The sequence below is a fragment of the Wolbachia endosymbiont (group A) of Chalcis sispes genome, assembly GCF_964026765.1.
In the GTDB taxonomy this organism is placed as follows: domain Bacteria; phylum Pseudomonadota; class Alphaproteobacteria; order Rickettsiales; family Anaplasmataceae; genus Wolbachia; species Wolbachia pipientis.
The window spans coordinates 649,769-667,921 of sequence record NZ_OZ034697.1 but is presented as its reverse complement, the minus strand read 5'-3'; the positions used below and the strand labels follow the sequence as shown (position 1 = coordinate 667,921).

The window sequence follows — 18,153 nt, the reverse complement described above, 5'->3', positions numbered from 1 at the left end:
CTAAAAATTTATGCATGAATTGGATATATTTACTCTTATCGTCACTAATTGAAGTGTTCTGGGTCATAACACTTAAGCATAGTTATGGATTTACTCATCTCGTACCATCAATAATTAGCATACTCTCCATGGCTCTTAGTACATATTTACTTTCGCTCGCTACACGTTCTATACCTATCGGAGTATGCTATGCAATTTGGACTGGAGTGGGCGCTATAGGAGCTTCGATACTTGGAGTTTACCTATTTGATGAACCAGTTAATTTATTCGAAGTAATATGCTTTATTTTAGTTACATTCGGGATTATAGGATTAAAATTGTTTGATACTGCAAAACAAACTGTTGATAAAATGGAATAAAAGATCCCACTGGGATGAAAGAAGCAGATACTCCATATTGTCATGCAAATTGGAATCCAGACTTTTTTCTATATAGCATGGTGAAGACGGGAAACCGTAACCGTTCACACAATGGCGTCAACTTAAGGAAAAATGTCAGAGATTGTGTATAAAATTTCTCTCTAAATTTTTTATCATTAAATTATCCAAAGAGTGCAAGAAACAGCACTTTTGTTTCTATTTTATTGCAACAAAAAAGTTTAAAATGTGTCTTTTTTAGGTGAAACATGCAAAAAGGAAAAAACCTTATTCTACAAATTAAAAATGCAATATACTCGAAAACTTTTCAGAAAATCCATTGTGTTGAGTTTTACACGAACAAGAAAACTTCCTTTTTCGACAGTATTTTCTATGATTTTAAAGTTAGTTAAAAAAAGTTTGGGAATAGAATGTGAACTTATGGAGCCATTGACATGTACCCTCAAAGCAAGCTTTTTCTAAGAACCTGTTTAAAATCTCGGAGAGATGAGGTAAAATAGTGGTAGATTAAGAATGAGGTATATCTATGCGTAAAAATTATCCAAGTGATATAAGTCGAGAGCAATTTGAAAAAATCAGACCAATACTAGAGAGTAGCAGGAAGAAAACGAGACCAAGAAAACTTGATTTGTATGATGTATTTCGTACAGTGTTATACGTCCTAAAAAGTGGTTGCCAGTGGAGAATGTTGCCAAAAGATTTTCCAAGGTGGGAAAGCGTATATTACTATTTTCAAATGTGGAATAAAAAGAATGGAGAAGAACCAAGTTTGTTGGAATTAGTTTTAAAAAAAATTGGTTGGAGAGATCCGTATCAACAATGGTCGGAAAGAGAAAACTAGCTTCTGTATAATTGATGCTCAAAGTGTTAAAAACACAGATACTGCTGAAAAAAAGGGCTATGATGCAGGTAAAAAGATTTCAGGCATAAAGCGTCATATTGCAGTTGATACTCAAGGTCTACCACATGCAATTTATGTAACAACAGCAGAAGTAACTGATCGTAGTAGCGCTGTAAGAATGGTTGAAAATGCTAAAGATACCCTTTCTGAAGTCAAAAATATATTGGTTGATGCAGGCTACACAGGAAAAATTTTTGCAACCCAAATAAAAGATATTATTGGTGCAACTGTTGAGGTAATAAAGCGCAGTGAATTACATTCTTTTGTTGTATTGCCAAAGAGATGGGTTGTTGAGCGTTCTTTTGCTTGGTTAGAAAAGTGTAGACGGCTATGGAAAAATTGCGAACGTAAACTCAATACCAGCTTGCAAATGATTGTCCTTTCCTTCATTTCTCTCCTATTACGAAGATTTTAAACAGGTTCTAAAGCAAGATATAAGATTTGCCATACAGGCTTTCAAGAATTTAAGCATCCAAACAGCCTATCAGGATGAACCTGAGTTGGAGAGGCTATAGACTTATTGCAGCAGATGGTTCTGGTATGAGATTACCCAGCTCTGGGGAAATTGTATCCGAGTTTGAACCAAATGGAACAACAGGCACCATTGGCAATTTGTTTGTTGATTTGTGTACTTCGCTGATTTGTAGTGCTCGTCTTACAGCTTGGAATATAGGTGAACAAACGTTGGCGGCAGAGCAATTACCCGAAGTTATCACTCAAATGCGTTTATTAAATCAAGAGAAATTATTATTTATCTATGATCGTCTTCAGTAAAATTCATTCAGCAGCATTATGATTTGGAAGTAGATTTTATTTTTCGCTTGCAAAAAAGAAATTATAGTAAGCTATGGGAACGCTGGCGAATTAGATTTTGATTTTATATTAGAAAATGAAAAGCTAAAAAATAAAATGAAAGGACAGAAAGTAAGAGTTATAGTGCTGACATTAGCCAACTGAGAAACAGAGTTTTTGACCGAGACTTTGGAGCAAAGCTTATGTGTTAAGGTGGCACATAGAGGAGTGCTATAAACGACTCAAAGTAGGAGCAGAGTTAGAGAATTTTTCTGGAGAGGCTGTATTACAAGAATTTTGGGCAAACTTGGTCATGTGCAATATATTATCGCTCCATATGTGTGATGCACAAGGGCCTTGGAACCCAGATCAAATTACTGAGTATCGTTTAAATTTTTCAGTTTTATTTGGTGTAATGAGGCAGAAACTCTATCAGGTACTTATTGCGCCAAAAAACTTTCAAGCCCTTTTTAAGTATACGCGCTAAAGTTAAAATCCGACCGGGACAGCCGCAATAAAGTAGATAAGCCTAAACGCCATCATGTCTTTAGGAGAGTTTGCTAATGAAAGTTCTTAAGTTGACGTCATTGGCTGAACGGATACGATTTATTTCAGTGCATGAGCTGGTCCTTTTCGGATTTTAGCGCTGTGTACATAACTGCACGAACGTCTAGTTTAGGGGTAAGAAAAATTAGGGCCCGCAAATTAATCCAAACACATAAGTGTAGTGTTACCACCAAATGCTGTAGTGTTAACACTTACAACTTTTTCTGTAGAAAAACGCTGTAAATAATGAGGACCACCAGCTTTTGGCCCAGTGCCAGATAGTCCTCTACCACCAAATGGTTGTATCCCAACTGCTGCACCTATCTGGTTACGGTTGATGTAGACATTTCCAACTGATATTTTTTTACTTATAGTGTCAATTTGACTTTGTATACGACTCTGCAAAGAAAACGTAAGCCCATATCCAGTACTATTTATATCACTTATAACTTCATTTAATTGTGACTTGTTAAAACGTATGATATGTAAAATAGGACCAAATACTTCTTGCTTTAATTGCGAAATTTTTTGTATCTCATAAATATATGGAGGAAAGAAATAACCATTATGAGAATTTGTATCCATGGGTACTTTAAATAACAGATTTGAATCTTTATCCTCTGACATTTTTTGCGTATGTTGAGTGAGCATATCGATAGATGCTTTATCAATTATTGGACCAATATCAGTACTAAGTTGTATTGGGTCACCAATCTTGAGTTCTTGCGCTGCACCGCATATCATTTTTATCTGCTTCTCTGCTATGTCCTCTTGAATAAACAGCACTCTAAGCGCAGAACAGCGTTGGCCAGCGCTGCGAAACGCAGAAAGCAAAACATCCGTAGTCACTTGCTCTAAGAGAGCAGAGCTATCAACTATCATAGCATTGAGCCCTCCTGTTTCAGCAATAAGTGGCACGATAGGACCATCCCTATTTGCAAGCATTTTATTGATTATTTGAGCAGTTTGTGTTGAGCCAGTAAAAGCTACTCCGGCAATTCTATTGTCTGGAACTAATATTTTGCCTAAATATCCACCATCCCCAAGAATGAGGTGTAACACATTTTTTGGTATCCCAGCTTCATGTAGTATTTTGACAGCTTCATAGGCAATAATAGGTGTCTGCTCTGCCGGTTTTGCCAGCACTGCATTACCTGCTGCAAGTGCAGCTGAAACCTGCCCAATGAAGATAGCGAGCGGAAAATTCCACGGTGATATACACAGGAAAACTCCCCTACCTTCAAAAAAGATGAAGTTATCTTCACCTGTTGGCCCTGGCAATTTTTTCCAGTCGCTCAGTTCATTTTTTGCTATCGTTGCGTAGTAACGTAAGAAATCCACTGCCTCTCTTACTTCCGCTATTGCATCAGATAAAATTTTTCCTGCTTCTACGATCAGAATATAAATCAACTCTTTCATCCTTTCTTCAAGCAAATCTGCAGCTTTTTCGAGGTATTTAGCGCGCTCTACTGCTGAAACATTCTGCCACTTAGTAAAAGCACTATGTGCTATTTCAAGAGCGTTTAAAGCTTGAACACTTGTTGTATTTGACACTTCTCCAATTACATTTTCTAAATGTGCAGGATTCACTACTTCGATAAATTCAGCACTATCAAATAGTGCTTTTCCATCAATTATTGGTCCAACTTGCCACTTTTTTTCACTAAAACCCTTTATATCATCTGCAAATTGTGAGACTATCACAGAATCACTAATATCCGTTCCCAAAGAATTTTTTCTTTCTGGTCCCAAAATATCTTGTGGTAATGGAATGCCTGGATGAGGTTCATAATTAAAATTTATAGCTTTTTCCAGTGGATCTGAAATTAACTCATCGATTTTAACGTTAGGATCACTTATTTGATTAACAAACGAACTATTAGCTCCATTTTCAAGAAGGCGTCTTATAAGATAAGGCAACAAGTCACTATGCTCCCCAACGGGTGCGTAGACACGACAGCTAACATTTGTTGCAAGCTCTGACATTGCATAATCATATAAGTCTTTTGCCATTCCATGTAAGCGTTGAAATTCAAATCCAGGGTGGTTTTTATCAGCAAGTTCCATGATAGAAGCAAAAGTATAGACGTTATGAGTTCCAAAGCATGGGTAAAAGCTGTTTGGTTTACTCAAAAGTTTCTGTGCGCACACGAGGTAAGATACGTCAGTATAGCTTTTTCTTGTAAATACTGAGTAATCATTTAATCCCAATTCTTGCGTACACTTGATTTCTGAATCCCAATATGCACCTTTTACAAGCCTCACCATAATTTTGTGCTTTGATCGAATAGCAACATCCTCTACAAAGTCAAGAACAGATAAAGCACGTTTTTGATATGCTTGTACAGCCAAGCCGAGCCCTTCCCACTCAGAAAGTGATTCATCAAGCCGTAATTGTTCAAACAAGATTAAGGAAATTTCAAGCCTTTCTGTTTCTTCTGCGTCTATGCATAGTGAAATGTTGTATTTTTTTGCCTCGCGGCAGAGCTCTAAAACCTTAGTGAATATCTCACCAGCAATTCGGCCAAATTGACTAAATTCATAACGTGGGTGTAAAGCAGAAAGTTTGATTGAAATTCCATGGGATTTAAAACAATCATTTATTTCAGTGGATTCACCTATAGCTTTTATTGAGTGCATGTACGAATTAAAATACTCTTCTGCATCCTCAGTTGTGTGAGCAGCTTCGCCAAGCATATCAAAAGAGTATAAAAACTTACTATTGTCATCTAGTTTTGCGTACCTTAAAGCTTCTTCTATGGTTTCTCCAACAACAAAATGATTACCAAGCATAGACATTGCTTGTTTTACTGCTTTGCGAATGATCGGTTCTCCTAAATTCTTAAGTAACTTAGAAATTGCGTAATAGAACTTCGAATCGCCTTCATTATCTCTCAATATACTGCTACCTATCATTAAACTCCACGTGGAAGCATTGACGAACAATGAAGAAGAATATCCTAAATATTTACTCCATTCTTGATTGGCAATTTTATCTTTGATTAGCTCGTCTATTGTATAATCATCTGGTATTCTAAGTAGTGACTCAGCAAGACACATAAGCGCTATTCCTTCATCATTGGAAAGCGAGTATTGCTGCATAAAGGAATCTACAATACTTAATTTATTGTGTTTGATTTTTTCAATAACTTGTTTTGCAATATTATAAATTCTATTTTTTGAATCAGCCGAAAGCTCTGCTTTTTCTACAAGATAACGTATATAACTCTTTTCATCAGTACGATAAAATCCTTGTAAACGTTTTCTGAGTTCATTAGGTTCTTGTATAGAGCTTATCATATATAATTATCTCCAAAAAATACTCCGACACCATATGTATGGTGAAATTATATCATAACTTTGCGCAGAGCAAATTGCTATTTACAAAGGGATCAGGGCTGGCTAAAAGAAGTCCATGCAATAACTTCACTAAATCAAAAAGATTGTGCAAGTATGTAGCTCAACACTCCACCACACATCAAGTATTTAGTCTCAGTTGCGGTTTGTACACAGCATTTGAGTTGAATTGATTGCCTTGAATTATCCTTTCTTTTGATGATACATTCTAGATTTCCACCTGGCACTATTTCACCTTTTATGCTTATTACCTTACTACCATCAAATATCTTTCTGGTTATTCCATTTTGAAATACAAGTGGAAGAACACCCATACCAACTAAGTTGGACCTATGTATACGCTCAAAGCTTTCTGCAATGACAACTTTAACCCCCAACAATAAAGTACCCTTTGCTGCCCAATCCCTACTTGAACCTGTGCCATATTCTTTTCCTGCAACAATGATTAGAGGTACATTATTTTCCTTGTAACGCATTGCTGCATCAAAAATTGACATAATTTCTTGAGAAGGAATATATTTTGTATATCCACCTTCGGTGCTAACCATTTCATTTTTTATTCTAATGTTAGCAAAAGTGCCACGCATCATTACATTGTGATTACCACGGCGAGACCCATATGAATTGAAATCCTGTGGTTCAATTCCAAGCCCTTTTAAATATAGACCGGCAGGACTACTCGAGGCAATATTTCCCGCAGGGGAAATATGATCAGTAGTTATGCTATCGCCAAACATTGCCAATATTTGTGCACCCTTTATATCGATTTTATTATTTTTAGGTGATAAGTTATCAAAATAAGGCGGATTTTGTATGTAAGTGCTGTTTGCATCCCAATTATAGATTTCACTTTTTTCACACTTTATCTTTCGCCAATGTTCATCACCAGAAAAAACATCCTTATACTTTTGTATGAACATCTCACGTGTTACCACACTTTTAACACAATCTTCGATTTCATTGTTTGTTGGCCATATATCTTTGAGATAGACATCATTTCCATTCTTATCTTTGCATATTGAATCTTTTGTCAGATCAATTTGCACAGTACCAGCAAGTGCATATGCAACAACAAGTGGCGGAGATGCCAAGTAATTAGCTTTGACTAACGGATGAATTCTTCCTTCAAAGTTACGATTGCCAGATAAAACTGCAGCAACGGTTAAGTTTTTGTTTTTAATGCCATTTTCTATATCTTTATTAAGTGGACCAGAATTCCCAATGCAAGTTGTGCAACCATATCCAACTAGATTAAAACCCAAAGCATTTAGATCTACCTGCAATCCAGACTTTTCTAAATATTCTGTTACAACTTGTGACCCTGGAGCAAGAGAAGTTTTAACCCAAGGCTTTGATTTTAATCCAAGTTTAATTGCATTACGAGCTACAAGACCTGCAGCAATCATCACACTTGGATTTGAGGTATTAGTGCAGCTTGTTATTGCTGCACTAACTACACTTCCATCTTGGAGTTTATCGCTTTCCTTTGACTCATTAACTGAAAATGATTTAGAAAAAGACTCTGCCACTTGTGAAAGAAAAACCTTATCTTGTGGTCTTTTAGGACCAGCCATTACTGGCTTCACGCTCGATAAATCAAGTTCTAGTGCGTCAAAAAATGCTAACTCATTATTGCCACGCCACAATCCTTGCTCTTTCGCATAAGCCTCAACTAACTTAATCAGCTTTTCTGGTCGCCCTGTTAAATGTAAATAATCGAGTGTTTTCTGATCAATTGGAAAAAACCCACAAGTTGCACCATACTCTGGGGCCATGTTTGCTATAGTGGCTCTATCTGCCAAAGATAAATAATCTAAACCATCACCACAAAATTCTACAAACTTACCAACAACGCCTTTTGTTCTTAGGATATTGGTAACCGTCAGCACTAAATCAGTCGCAGTTACTCCTTCCGACAATCTGCCAATTAATTTAAATCCAACTACTTCTGGAATCACCATACTAATTGGTTGACCAAGCATCACAGACTCAGCTTCTATGCCTCCAACACCCCAACCAAGGACTGATAACCCGTTAATCATTGTAGTATGACTGTCAGTACCAACTAAAGTGTCAGGATATATGACTCCATCATTATTACACACAACTTGCGCTAAATATTCAAGATTCACTTGGTGGCAAATCCCTGTACCAGGCGGCACTACTCTAAAATTTGTGAAGGACGATTCTCCCCACTTTAAGAATTGATATCTCTCCAAATTTCTTTTTACTTCTAGCTCAACATTCTTACTGAATGCGGAAACACTTCCATAATTATCTACTTGAACAGAATGGTCAATCACAAGATCAACCGGTACAGAAGGATTTATGTTGCTCGGGTTTCCTCCATTTTTCTTAACATAGCTCCGCATTGAAGCTAGATCAACAACAGCAGGAACCCCTGTAAAATCTTGCATCAACACCCTTGCTGGTTTATAGCTAATTTCGTGATTAGTGTGTTTATTAACGCAGTCTGCTAGTACTCTTATGTCATCTAGCTTTACGTTTACTCCATCTTCATTGCGCAATAAACTTTCAAGCAGAACCTTAAGTGAGCAAGGCAATTTAGTCACATCTATTCCTAAAAATTCACTAGCACTACTTAGGCTAAAATAGTTGTATGACTTCCCGTCAATGTTTAAAGTCGTTTTTGCGTTTAAAGAATTGTTCATCCTATCACACTATATTAGTTAAAATTGGAATTACTACCGTTACTTTTTTGTTGTTGACCTTGCTGCTCATACATAGTTTCAAAATCTATAGGATCTAGCATCAGTGGGGGAAATCCACCACTACTTGTAACTCTTGCAATTATTTCTCTTGCAAAAGGAAAAAGAAAAGTAGGTCCACCAATAAACAAAGCTTGTCTTACTTCTTCCTCACTCAACTCTTTTAAATTTTCTATTGAAAAAATGCCACAATATTTCGTTTCACAAATGAAAGCTACGCCATCCTTTATGCCTTCATCTTTTACCGTTGCTTTGACTTCTATATGCAAAGTAATTTCATGGAAAGATTTTTCTTCATTCACTTCTTCTTTGTTTTTCGTCCCTTCTAATTTTGCTGAATTGATATTAACCATTACATTAATATCTGGAGCTTTACTAGAAGAAAGGAATGGCGAATTCGGATTCTCAAATGATAGATCTTTAACATATTGACCGTGAATTCTCATTTTTTGTTGTGGCATTTCTTACGTCTCCTTTAATTAAGTTGAGATATTTAATACTTTCTTATATAATATATTCATTTACAAACGAATAGCAAACCTGATTATAAGTTGATATGAAAAACATATTTTCATTAATAATTAATAATGTTCGGATACTTTATATGCCAAGGAGTTGAGTTACTATGATAGAGCTTGTAATATATGCTTTATTAGCGGCGTTCATTTTTTCACGTTTGTATAATTCTTTAGGAAGGTCAGCCAACCTCAACCTAAAAAAGCTAACTAATGTATTGGATGTAAGCCGAAGTAGAGAAGATGTAGTAGAAAACATTGAGGGTTACATTGATAGCAATGATGAAAATTCAATAAAAGTTACTTATAAACAAATATTAAAAAAAAACAAAGATTTTTCTATTTCCCACTTTATAGAAGGTTCAAGCATAGCTTTTGAATTAATAATAAAATGTTTCAATCAAGGAAATTTGTCTCAGTTAAAACCACTTCTCGATAAAGACTTATATGATAATTTTGCAGAGAAGATTAAACATCGTAAAGAGGTGCACGAGTCTATAATTGTTTCTATCGTTTCACAAAAGATTTTAGAAATAAAGCTAGTAAAAAACGCAGTGTTTATTGCAGTATATTTCCTTTCAGAGCAAATTAACTTCGTTAAGAACAATGAAGGAGATATAATATCAGGTAGTACATCCACTATTAATAAAGTTGAGGATGTATGGCAATTCAAAAAAAATGTTAATTCATCAGACCCAAGCTGGTTGCTTGTTTCTATTCACTATAAAAAGACAAGTAACGATAAGACAAATGATAAGTAAGATGAGTTTTATTTGAAATGGAAAGCAAGCTACGCGAAATAGTACTTGACACTGAAACGACAGGTCTTGACACTGAATCTGGTCATCGAATTATTGAAATAGGGTGTGTGGAATTAATTAACCGCATTCCAACAGGTAAAGTATTCCATCGGTACCTTAACCCAGAAAGAGATATACCTTATCACTCGTTTAAGATTCACGGTATTAGTGAAGAATTTTTAGAAGATAAACCATTATTTTCAGATGTTGCACTTGAATTTCTTGACTTTATATCTAATGATATTTTGGTAATTCACAACGCTGAATTCGATGTTAAGTTCCTTAACATGGAGTTAAGCAAGCTGAATGCTGGGTTAATTTCCTCAGACAGAGTGCTAGATACATTACCTCTTGCGAGGAAAAAATTCGCAGGATCACCTGCTTCTTTGAATGCATTATGTAAGCGTTTTGATATATCGCTAGAGAATAGAGAATTGCACGGAGCACTAGTTGATGCTCAATTGCTTGCAAAGGTATATGTTGAACTTACAGGAGGGTTACAAACCTTTCTGTTTGATAATGAATGCAATCAGGACAGTAACTCCACATTCGTTCAGCATAAAGTACGTAATCTAACTCCCAGAGAACATTTACCAAATAGTGAAGAAATTGATGAACATAAGAAACTGTTAGACAAAATTAACAATACACTTTGGAATAAATATATTGAATAGGTTAACCAATAAAGATACAATTCAATTTTACTGAGAGCATTCTAATGGTAAGGTTTATAAGATTATTATCTAATGTGCTAGCAGCATTAGCAGTTGTTTTTTTAGGTTATTGTTATTTCACTAAAAAAGGCATATTTGCCCCAGCAGCGATTCACAACGCAGAAGTTAAGATAGGCGGAGATTTTTCTTTAATTAATCAGGACGGACAGATCTTGCGCAGTAGTGATTTTAAAGATAAATACATGATGATTTTCTTTGGGTTTTCCTCATGCAAAAGAATTTGCCCTATGAACCTTGGAATAATTTCAGAAACACTTGCAAAGTTAGATGAGAAAACTAACAACAAGCTACAAACATTCTTCATCACAGTCGATCCTGAGCGCGATAGCACGGAAAGACTTAAAGAATTTCAGCAGCAATTTGACCACAGAATACAAATGTTAACTGGTGAAAGAGAAAAAATAGACGAAGTAATTGCAAAGTATAAAGTATATGCTAGCAAAGTTGGTGGAGAAGAAGAAATCAACCATTCTTCAATAATGTACCTTATTGGCCCTGGAGGAAAATATGTTACACACTTTGCAGCTGATTTAAATTCAGACGAAAGTCAATCTGATAAGATTTTGGCTGAGATAAGAAAATACGTAAACTGAATTATAGATTTTTCTGTTAATTAGTCGAGCATGCAACTGCATGAGCATTATGATTTGAGAGCAATCTCCATGGGAAGACACACACAACTGTACGAACGTTGTAGTTTGGGAGCAATTCCCACCAGTGGGGTGTCATCCCAGTGCCCAGACACTGGGATCCAGCTTCTATGCAACTTAATTAAAAACGTTTGTTTTAGCGTAAGACAACTACCTTTAGCTCATCAGCTCAGTTATAAGCAAAATTTCTGGATTCCAGTGTCAAGCACTGGAATGACATCATCTGTTGTGCAATTTACCTTCAAAAATGAATGTTCGTACAGTTATGGAAGACACATTGGAATGACACTATTTGCTGTCTTCAAAAATAAACATTCGTAAAGTTGTGCTTTTAATATGGGTTATCAGTTTAAAAATGTTGCTAATCAGCATATATGAATGTAATATTAATTAACATTCATAAACGAAGCAATACCATGGAAAATAGTTATAATGCCGATGCAATAAAAATCTTAAGGGGTCTTGATGCTGTAAGGAAACGTCCAGGTATGTACATTGGTGACACTGACGATGGATCTGGCTTGCACCACATGGTATATGAGGTTGTTGATAACGCAATAGATGAATCTTTAGCTGGATATTGTGATCAAATTGAAGTTAGCATAAATAAAGATGGTTCAGTATCTGTAACTGATAATGGTCGTGGCATTCCAACTGACATTCATGAAGAAGAAGGAATATCAGCAGCAGAGGTAATAATGACTCAACTCCATGCTGGTGGTAAATTTGACAGCAATACCTATAAAGTTTCTGGGGGATTACATGGTGTTGGAATCTCAGTTGTGAATGCATTATCAAGCTGGTTGGAATTAATTATTTGGCGCAATAAGAAAGAACACTTTATGCGTTTTGAAGATGGTGAGTCTATTGAACCTTTAAAGGTAGTCAACGAAAATACAAACAAAAGAGGAACTAAAGTCACGTTCATGCCATCAACAGAGACTTTTAATGGCATTAATTTCAGTTACTCAACGCTTGAAAGTCGTATAAGAGAATTAGCATTTTTAAATTCAAATATCGACATTACTTTACGTGATTTGCGCAATGAACCATATACAGAATCTCATTTCAATCAGAGCAATCAATCTAAAGACAATTTTGGTACAGCAAATTTTGTGCAGTATTTAGATAAGAATAAGACACATGTAACTAAAATTGCCAGTATGAAAGGAGATGCAGAAGATCTTGGCATCAGCTTGGAAATATCGATGGAATGGAATGATTCCTACTATGAGAATATGTTGTGTTTCACTAATAATATACGGCAACGAGATGGTGGTACGCATTTGGCAGGATTTAGATCTGCACTAACTAGATGTATCAATACCTATGCAACTAATGAAGGGTTTTTAAAGAAAGCAAAAGTAAATTTAACTGGAGAGGACGTTAGAGAAGGTTTAACTTGTGTTTTATCTCTTAAGATGCCTGATCCTAAGTTTTCTTCACAAACAAAAGATAAACTAGTTAGTTCTGAAGCACGTGCAGTTGTAGAAAGTATAGTTTCTGATAAATTGAGCACAATCCTTGAAACTGATCCCAAATTGGCAGCAAGCATAGTAGAAAGAGCAATCAGGTCAGCAAAAGGAAGAGAAGCTGCAAGAAAAGCGCGCGAGCTAGTTAAAAGCAAAAACAATATTGATATTGCAACTCTGCCAGGAAAGCTTGCTGATTGCCAGGAAAAAGCCCCTGAGTTATCGGAATTATTTATAGTAGAGGGTAATTCAGCAGGTGGTACTGCAAAGCAGGGGCGTAATCGTAAAACACAAGCAGTGCTTGCCTTAAGAGGAAAAATTCTAAACGTAGAACGTGTAAGTTTAGATCGTATTTTTTCATCTGCAGAAATAGGCTCTTTAATCACTGCAATTGGTGCTGGAATAGGGAGTGAACACTTCGATATTGAAAAAGCTAGATATCATAAAATTATCATCATGACAGATGCAGATGTTGATGGTTCACATATAAGAACTTTGATTCTAACTTTCTTTTTTAGACATATGCGTGAAGTTATTGAAAAAGGTTACTTATACATAGCACAGCCACCCCTCTATAAAGTTACAAAGAATGCCAAAGACACTTATATTAAAGATGACGAAACTTTTGAAGAGTATATAATAAACTCAGCAGTTAAAAGATTAACACTAAGTGGTACAGCTACAGAATTTAACGACTTGCGCCTTATTTTGAATAAATGCGTTAGCACTTCTAATATTAGCAAAAATTATGATAGAGAAATACCACAAAATCTCTTAGAGTCATTGCTAATTTTAAGCAAAAAGAATGCTCTATCATCGGCTGATGAGATATTAAAGTATTTGAAGTTAATGTACAGCGAATACACTTGGGAAGTGGAAATAAAAGATGAAGAAAAAGAAATTCACATCTCTAAATTATTTCAAGGATTGGCAGACAAATATATATTTGCACTTAGTATGCTTGAAGGCAAAGATATGCAAAACATATTAAGTTTGCTTGATGGTATAAGTAATTTATTTAATGGTGATTCATTTTTAAAGTCACAAGAAACTGAAATAAGAATCACTTCTCCAAGTACGCTTGCAAAAATAATAATGGACTATGGTAAAAAAGGTTTAACTCTGCAGAGATTTAAAGGTCTTGGTGAAATGAATGCTGATCAGCTATGGGATACTACGTTAAATCCTGAGGCTAGAACTTTACTGAAGGTTGAAATAAAAGATTGTGAAGAAGCTGATTCCATATTTTCAATATTAATGGGTGATATAGTTGAACCACGCCGTGATTTTATTAATAGCAATGCACTCAACGTGCATGATGTTGATATTTGAACTTTTAGCAAAATGTACGAACGTTACGGGTTTAAGCAAAGACTGTGTCATTCAAGTAGCTGACACTGGTTCCTTTATAACGGTGTCATTCCAGTGCTTGACACTGGAATGGCTTTGTTGCATAGCAACTGAAAAAATCTGGTGGCTACTGACAAAATTCATTATAAAATAGCCATTTAACCTTGAAAGAAAAAATATGCCACAAAAAATGAGGGTCAGTAACCATAGCGAATATAACAAATTTCTAGAAAAAAGAGGAAATATTTTTCATTATATCAACGAAGCCATAGAAAAGTGGTACGAGAATGGTCCAAAAATACCAGGTGGCAACAATATTTATAGCGATAAAGTTGTAATTTTGGTGCACATAATAACTTGTTTATTTAGAATAGGCCTGAGGCAAACAGTTGGGTTTATAGCAGGATACCTTGAGCAAATTGGGAAAAATTTGCAAGTTATCAGCTATTCACAATCATCAAGAAGGTTTAAGAAACTTAATATTAAGATCAATGATTGCAGAATTGATAAAAATAATATGGAAGATATCGAAATTGCTATAGACAGTACAGGAATTAGTATATACAACAACACTCCTGGTCATAGCAAGGAAAATAGCGAAGATAGAAAGTATCGCAGCTATGAACAGACAAGAAAATTGCATGTAATGTTGAATACAAACAGCAAAAAAGCCATAGCTGTAAGATACAGTAATGGTGTCTACTCTGATCACTATGGAGCTTGTGATTTGCTAAAAGAAGTCGATTTTCAGTATGTCATAAAAGTACTATATGCAGATAGGGCATATGATAGAGAAAAGCTCTATAAGCTGTGTAATCAATATGGTATAAAAACGAAAATTCCTCCGAAAAACAACGCAGCAGAGCATCCAAAATTGGATTATATGCTTGATAGAAATGCCGCTATTCAGTTAATGAAATTACATGGTGAGAATGGTATAAAAAGATGGAAAGAAGAAGTAAATTACGGAAAAAGATCGTATATTGAAGGATTTTTCTCAAGGTTGAAGCGAATATTTGGGTTTAGTTTTAGGAGCAAATCTGAGATTAATCGTGAGAAGGAACTACTTGTTAAATGCTATTTGCTCAATAAGTTCACTGATATTGGTATGGCTAAATTTGAGATAGCTTCATAAATTTATTGTGCGTTACCTACTATCCGAAGAGCGATGCAACAAAGCCGTCCCCTTATCATGAAACTGAAGCTATTTATTTATCTTCTCTGTACAGATTAAATGACAAAAAAACTCACGTATCTGGCGTCTCATGTTTAATTTTTTGCACTATGTGCACCTTATGTCTTTATCAAATTTCTAGGTTTTTACCTACACAAGCTGAGATACGCTTATAAAGCATTTAAAACATTAAAAAACGCCAACTTAAAAAATGGATAGTGAATAATTAGCTACCCTAGGGTTTCTTTTGCCTTTTTTTCTGTTTAGTAAATTTCTTAATGTTTATAATTTAGATTAGTTGCGGCTTAAAAGCAACTGAATCGCGGTTATTAAACGTTTAGAATAAAAAAACGCCATACTTGAAAGTATAATGTAAGTAATTAGCCAACCACGGGGCTTCTTTTGCCTTTTTTTCATTTGGTAAATTTCTTAATATTTATGGCTGAACGACAATCGTCATCCCGCTGCTTGTTAGCGGGATCTCTTGTTAGCGGCTGAGATATCGCGAATGAATCGCGGTATGACGGTTCGCGGCGGTATGACGGTTCGCGACGGCGTGACGATAAGCTCGTTATCCCGCTGCTTGTTAGCGGCTAAGAGATACCGCGGCAGTATGACGGTTAAGTGGGGTGTCATCCCAGTGTCAGCTACTCGGATGACAGGAGAAGGAGGCTACTTGCATGACACCATTCTTTTTTCTGGATCCAAGTAATCAGGGCACTGGGATGACAAGAAGAGGGCACTGCCGTCATAAAGGAACCAGTGTCAGCTACTCGGATGACAACAAAGAGCTACTTGGATAACAAGAAATATAGGCACTGGAATTGCAAAGAGTTTGCAAATATTAGTTATTACCTGTAGGATATAGAGAAATTAGTAAGGATTTTAATAGGAATAATATGCCATCTGTTACTTTTATTTTACCTGATGGGAGTAAGAAAAGCTATGAAGCTGCAGAGGGAGAAACTCTGCTCAATTTAGCCCATAGAAGTGATCCAGATCTGCTTGAAGGTGCATGTGAAGGCTCTCTTGCTTGCTCTACATGCCATGTAATTGTTGATCCAAAGTTTTATAATGCTGTAGAAATACATAACCCTATATCTGATGAGGAAAATGATATGTTAGACCTAGCTTTCGGCTTAACAGAGACGTCGAGGCTTGGATGCCAAATAAAAATCACAAAAGATATCGACGGCTTGTGTGTAACCATACCAAGGGGTACAAGAAACATATCATTAGATAAATAGGGGAATCATGCGTAAGATTTTTATCTATATTATCATCTCTTTACTTTTGTTTATTCCTGTAGCGTATAGTGGTTTTTGGTATTTTTCTGCATGTAAGGTAAAAAATCTTTTAGCTGAAACAATACTATACATTAACGACGAAAAATTTGATATTTCACATGATTTTAGTGGATTTCCTTCTAACCTAATTTTCCGTGTGACAAACCCAAAATTTTCCAATGAGCAATTAACCATCTCATCTGATGCTTTATTGATAAAAAATAGATTGTTTGATAAATCAGTATATATCTACATACCAAGCAATGAAGTCAACATTGCTGTTCATGATGATGAGAAAAAGAATATAAAATGCCACACAAACGATAGCAGCCACTTTGTTGTTAGACTAAACGATTTACCATCTTCATTGCGATTCAACAAAAATAGTACCGTGATAGACTATATAGATACACTTCGTTACGAAGATTATGGATTAAAATGTGATGTTTTAGAAAATCAGCAAAGTGTTATAACTGAAGTGAATGATAAAAGCAATTACATTCAATTTCACCTCGATAAAGAACCAAGTGGAAATACTAAACTAGGATTTGATTTTTATACTTATCGGTATAAAAATACTGCAAGTCCTGAAAGTTACCTTAGTATCGACACTAAATTTGATTACGAATTTGTAAACCACATCTCAGCTTCCAGAATTAATTTCAACATAGAGAAATTTTTAATTCAAAGTAATAATTTTTCTCTTGCTGCAGATGGTGGAGTGCGAAATTATAATTTGGTTACGTCTTCATTTAAAGACAAAATCAACGTGGCTATATCAAATTATAAAGAATTAATCTCGTTTATGATTGGTGACTCAAAAACTTCAGATGCGTTTGAAAAATTAATGTCTTCCTTATCAGAAAAAACAACTGATGATGGCATTCAATTTTCAATAAAGTACGATGATGATGTAGGGTCAAGCTTTATTGGAAAGTTATCCACCACTGATTTTATGAACCAGCTCAGTAAAATAACCCAATTAACCAAGGATGAGAGCAGTAGTTAGTTTACTTTTCATATTGATATTCCACTCAGGCGTAAACGCTTTTACTCTGGATAATAAACTCAGAGATAAAAGCATGGAAAAACGAGCAACAAGTTTATTTGAAATAATAAGGTGTCCAATATGTTCTGGCGAATCATTGTCTGAATCTGGATCTCAGATCGCGTATGATATGCGAGAAGCAATTCGTAAAAAAATCAATGATGGATACACTGATGAAGAGATAATCTCAGAGTTAAAAAATTCTTACGGCAATTCAATTATAATCGTACCACCTAGCACTTACATTTTGTGGTTTATTCCACTTACAACTCTGCTTATTGGGTGTTTTTTAATACAAAGATACATCAATACAACCACTTAAACCTTTTATATATAGCTAAAGTGACTTAGGTTCTCTAATTGCACATAAGTCAACAATAATTTTCACACAAATCAAAACAGCATATCTTCTCCATGATCCT

15 protein-coding genes and 2 pseudogenes are annotated in these 18,153 nt (G+C 35.3%); 14 read left to right on the top strand and 3 right to left on the bottom strand.

Annotated elements, in window-relative coordinates; genetic code table 11:
- Positions 1–14: 14 nt before the first annotated feature.
- The 4 genes and pseudogenes from AAGD72_RS03360 to AAGD72_RS03345 form a co-directional block, all read left to right on the top strand.
- On the top strand, positions 15–359 hold the full coding sequence (locus AAGD72_RS03360; RefSeq protein WP_006279756.1) for a DMT family transporter: 345 nt from the start codon (positions 15–17) through the stop codon (positions 357–359).
- A 266-nt stretch (positions 360–625) separates the two neighbouring features.
- A pseudogene (locus tag AAGD72_RS03355) lies at positions 626–855 on the top strand (IS4 family transposase); the annotation flags it as partial.
- Positions 856–903: 48 nt separating this feature from the next.
- A protein-coding gene (locus AAGD72_RS03350; protein WP_341814578.1) for an IS5 family transposase occupies positions 904–1,693 on the top strand; the annotation gives its coding sequence in 2 pieces (ribosomal slippage) (positions 904–1,164 and positions 1,166–1,693; 789 coding nt in all).
- 6 nt (positions 1,694–1,699) lie between these two features.
- Positions 1,700–2,634 (top strand): annotated as a pseudogene (locus AAGD72_RS03345) (transposase); the annotation flags it as partial.
- Between the two features lie 141 nt (positions 2,635–2,775).
- Here AAGD72_RS03345 and putA read toward each other — a convergent pair.
- The 3 genes from putA to secB all read right to left on the bottom strand — a co-directional run bounded on the left by putA (position 2,776) and on the right by secB (position 9,163).
- Positions 2,776–5,916 carry a bifunctional proline dehydrogenase/L-glutamate gamma-semialdehyde dehydrogenase PutA gene (gene putA, locus AAGD72_RS03340; protein WP_341814577.1) on the bottom strand — a complete coding sequence of 1,047 codons (3,141 nt, stop codon included), beginning with the start codon at positions 5,914–5,916 and terminating at the stop codon, positions 2,776–2,778.
- A 134-nt stretch (positions 5,917–6,050) separates the two neighbouring features.
- Positions 6,051–8,645 (bottom strand): aconitate hydratase AcnA, encoded by a 2,595-nt coding sequence (gene acnA / locus AAGD72_RS03335; RefSeq protein ID WP_341814576.1) that lies wholly within the window; start codon positions 8,643–8,645, stop codon positions 6,051–6,053.
- A 14-nt stretch (positions 8,646–8,659) separates the two neighbouring features.
- The gene (secB, locus tag AAGD72_RS03330) at positions 8,660–9,163 is read right to left on the bottom strand and encodes a protein-export chaperone SecB (RefSeq protein ID WP_006279761.1); all 504 of its coding nucleotides are present in this window, start codon (positions 9,161–9,163) and stop codon (positions 8,660–8,662) included.
- A 164-nt stretch (positions 9,164–9,327) separates the two neighbouring features.
- On the opposite strand from secB, the gene AAGD72_RS03325 reads away from it, so the two are divergent.
- The 10 genes from AAGD72_RS03325 (at position 9,328) to AAGD72_RS03280 (ending at position 18,053) form a co-directional block, all read left to right on the top strand.
- A complete protein-coding gene (locus AAGD72_RS03325) occupies positions 9,328–9,978 on the top strand; it encodes a Tim44/TimA family putative adaptor protein (protein WP_010962367.1) in 651 nt (216 codons plus the stop codon).
- Positions 9,979–9,995: 17 nt separating this feature from the next.
- A complete protein-coding gene (dnaQ, locus tag AAGD72_RS03320) occupies positions 9,996–10,691 on the top strand; it encodes a DNA polymerase III subunit epsilon (protein ID WP_065094937.1) in 696 nt (231 codons plus the stop codon).
- 44 nt (positions 10,692–10,735) lie between these two features.
- Entirely contained in the window at positions 10,736–11,344 is a 609-nt protein-coding gene (locus tag AAGD72_RS03315) for an SCO family protein (protein WP_010962368.1), read from the top strand.
- A gap of 30 nt (positions 11,345–11,374) precedes the next feature.
- Positions 11,375–11,722, top strand: coding sequence for a hypothetical protein (locus AAGD72_RS03310; RefSeq protein WP_341814575.1), 348 nt, complete (start codon positions 11,375–11,377; stop codon positions 11,720–11,722).
- A 95-nt stretch (positions 11,723–11,817) separates the two neighbouring features.
- A complete protein-coding gene (gene gyrB, locus AAGD72_RS03305; protein WP_341814574.1) occupies positions 11,818–14,205 on the top strand; it encodes a DNA topoisomerase (ATP-hydrolyzing) subunit B in 2,388 nt (795 codons plus the stop codon).
- Between the two features lie 196 nt (positions 14,206–14,401).
- Positions 14,402–15,358, top strand: coding sequence for an IS5 family transposase (locus AAGD72_RS03300; protein WP_341814572.1), 957 nt, complete (start codon positions 14,402–14,404; stop codon positions 15,356–15,358).
- Between the two features lie 719 nt (positions 15,359–16,077).
- Entirely contained in the window at positions 16,078–16,200 is a 123-nt protein-coding gene (locus AAGD72_RS03295; RefSeq protein WP_007549233.1) for a hypothetical protein, read from the top strand.
- Positions 16,201–16,296: 96 nt separating this feature from the next.
- The gene (locus tag AAGD72_RS03290) at positions 16,297–16,644 is read left to right on the top strand and encodes a ferredoxin family 2Fe-2S iron-sulfur cluster binding protein (protein ID WP_012673282.1); all 348 of its coding nucleotides are present in this window, start codon (positions 16,297–16,299) and stop codon (positions 16,642–16,644) included.
- A 7-nt stretch (positions 16,645–16,651) separates the two neighbouring features.
- Positions 16,652–17,692 (top strand): hypothetical protein, encoded by a 1,041-nt coding sequence (locus tag AAGD72_RS03285; RefSeq protein ID WP_015589262.1) that lies wholly within the window; start codon positions 16,652–16,654, stop codon positions 17,690–17,692.
- Positions 17,676–18,053: a cytochrome c-type biogenesis protein CcmH gene (locus AAGD72_RS03280; RefSeq protein ID WP_182321044.1), complete on the top strand. Its 378-nt coding sequence runs from the start codon at positions 17,676–17,678 to the stop codon at positions 18,051–18,053. The genes AAGD72_RS03285 and AAGD72_RS03280 overlap by 17 nt, the downstream gene beginning before the upstream one ends.
- Positions 18,054–18,153 lie beyond the last annotated feature (100 nt).

Coding starts and splice junctions, on each gene's coding strand:
- putA (WP_341814577.1), bottom strand. CDS start 5,916: ATGATAAGCTCTATACAAGAACCTAATGAACTCAGAAAACGTTTACAA.
- AAGD72_RS03295 (WP_007549233.1), top strand. CDS start 16,078: ATGACACCATTCTTTTTTCTGGATCCAAGTAATCAGGGCACTGGGATG.
- gyrB (WP_341814574.1), top strand. CDS start 11,818: ATGGAAAATAGTTATAATGCCGATGCAATAAAAATCTTAAGGGGTCTT.
- AAGD72_RS03280 (WP_182321044.1), top strand. CDS start 17,676: ATGAGAGCAGTAGTTAGTTTACTTTTCATATTGATATTCCACTCAGGC.
- AAGD72_RS03285 (WP_015589262.1), top strand. CDS start 16,652: ATGCGTAAGATTTTTATCTATATTATCATCTCTTTACTTTTGTTTATT.
- AAGD72_RS03325 (WP_010962367.1), top strand. CDS start 9,328: ATGATAGAGCTTGTAATATATGCTTTATTAGCGGCGTTCATTTTTTCA.
- AAGD72_RS03315 (WP_010962368.1), top strand. CDS start 10,736: ATGGTAAGGTTTATAAGATTATTATCTAATGTGCTAGCAGCATTAGCA.
- dnaQ (WP_065094937.1), top strand. CDS start 9,996: ATGGAAAGCAAGCTACGCGAAATAGTACTTGACACTGAAACGACAGGT.
- AAGD72_RS03290 (WP_012673282.1), top strand. CDS start 16,297: ATGCCATCTGTTACTTTTATTTTACCTGATGGGAGTAAGAAAAGCTAT.
- AAGD72_RS03300 (WP_341814572.1), top strand. CDS start 14,402: ATGCCACAAAAAATGAGGGTCAGTAACCATAGCGAATATAACAAATTT.
- AAGD72_RS03310 (WP_341814575.1), top strand. CDS start 11,375: ATGCAACTGCATGAGCATTATGATTTGAGAGCAATCTCCATGGGAAGA.
- AAGD72_RS03360 (WP_006279756.1), top strand. CDS start 15: ATGAATTGGATATATTTACTCTTATCGTCACTAATTGAAGTGTTCTGG.
- acnA (WP_341814576.1), bottom strand. CDS start 8,645: ATGAACAATTCTTTAAACGCAAAAACGACTTTAAACATTGACGGGAAG.
- secB (WP_006279761.1), bottom strand. CDS start 9,163: ATGCCACAACAAAAAATGAGAATTCACGGTCAATATGTTAAAGATCTA.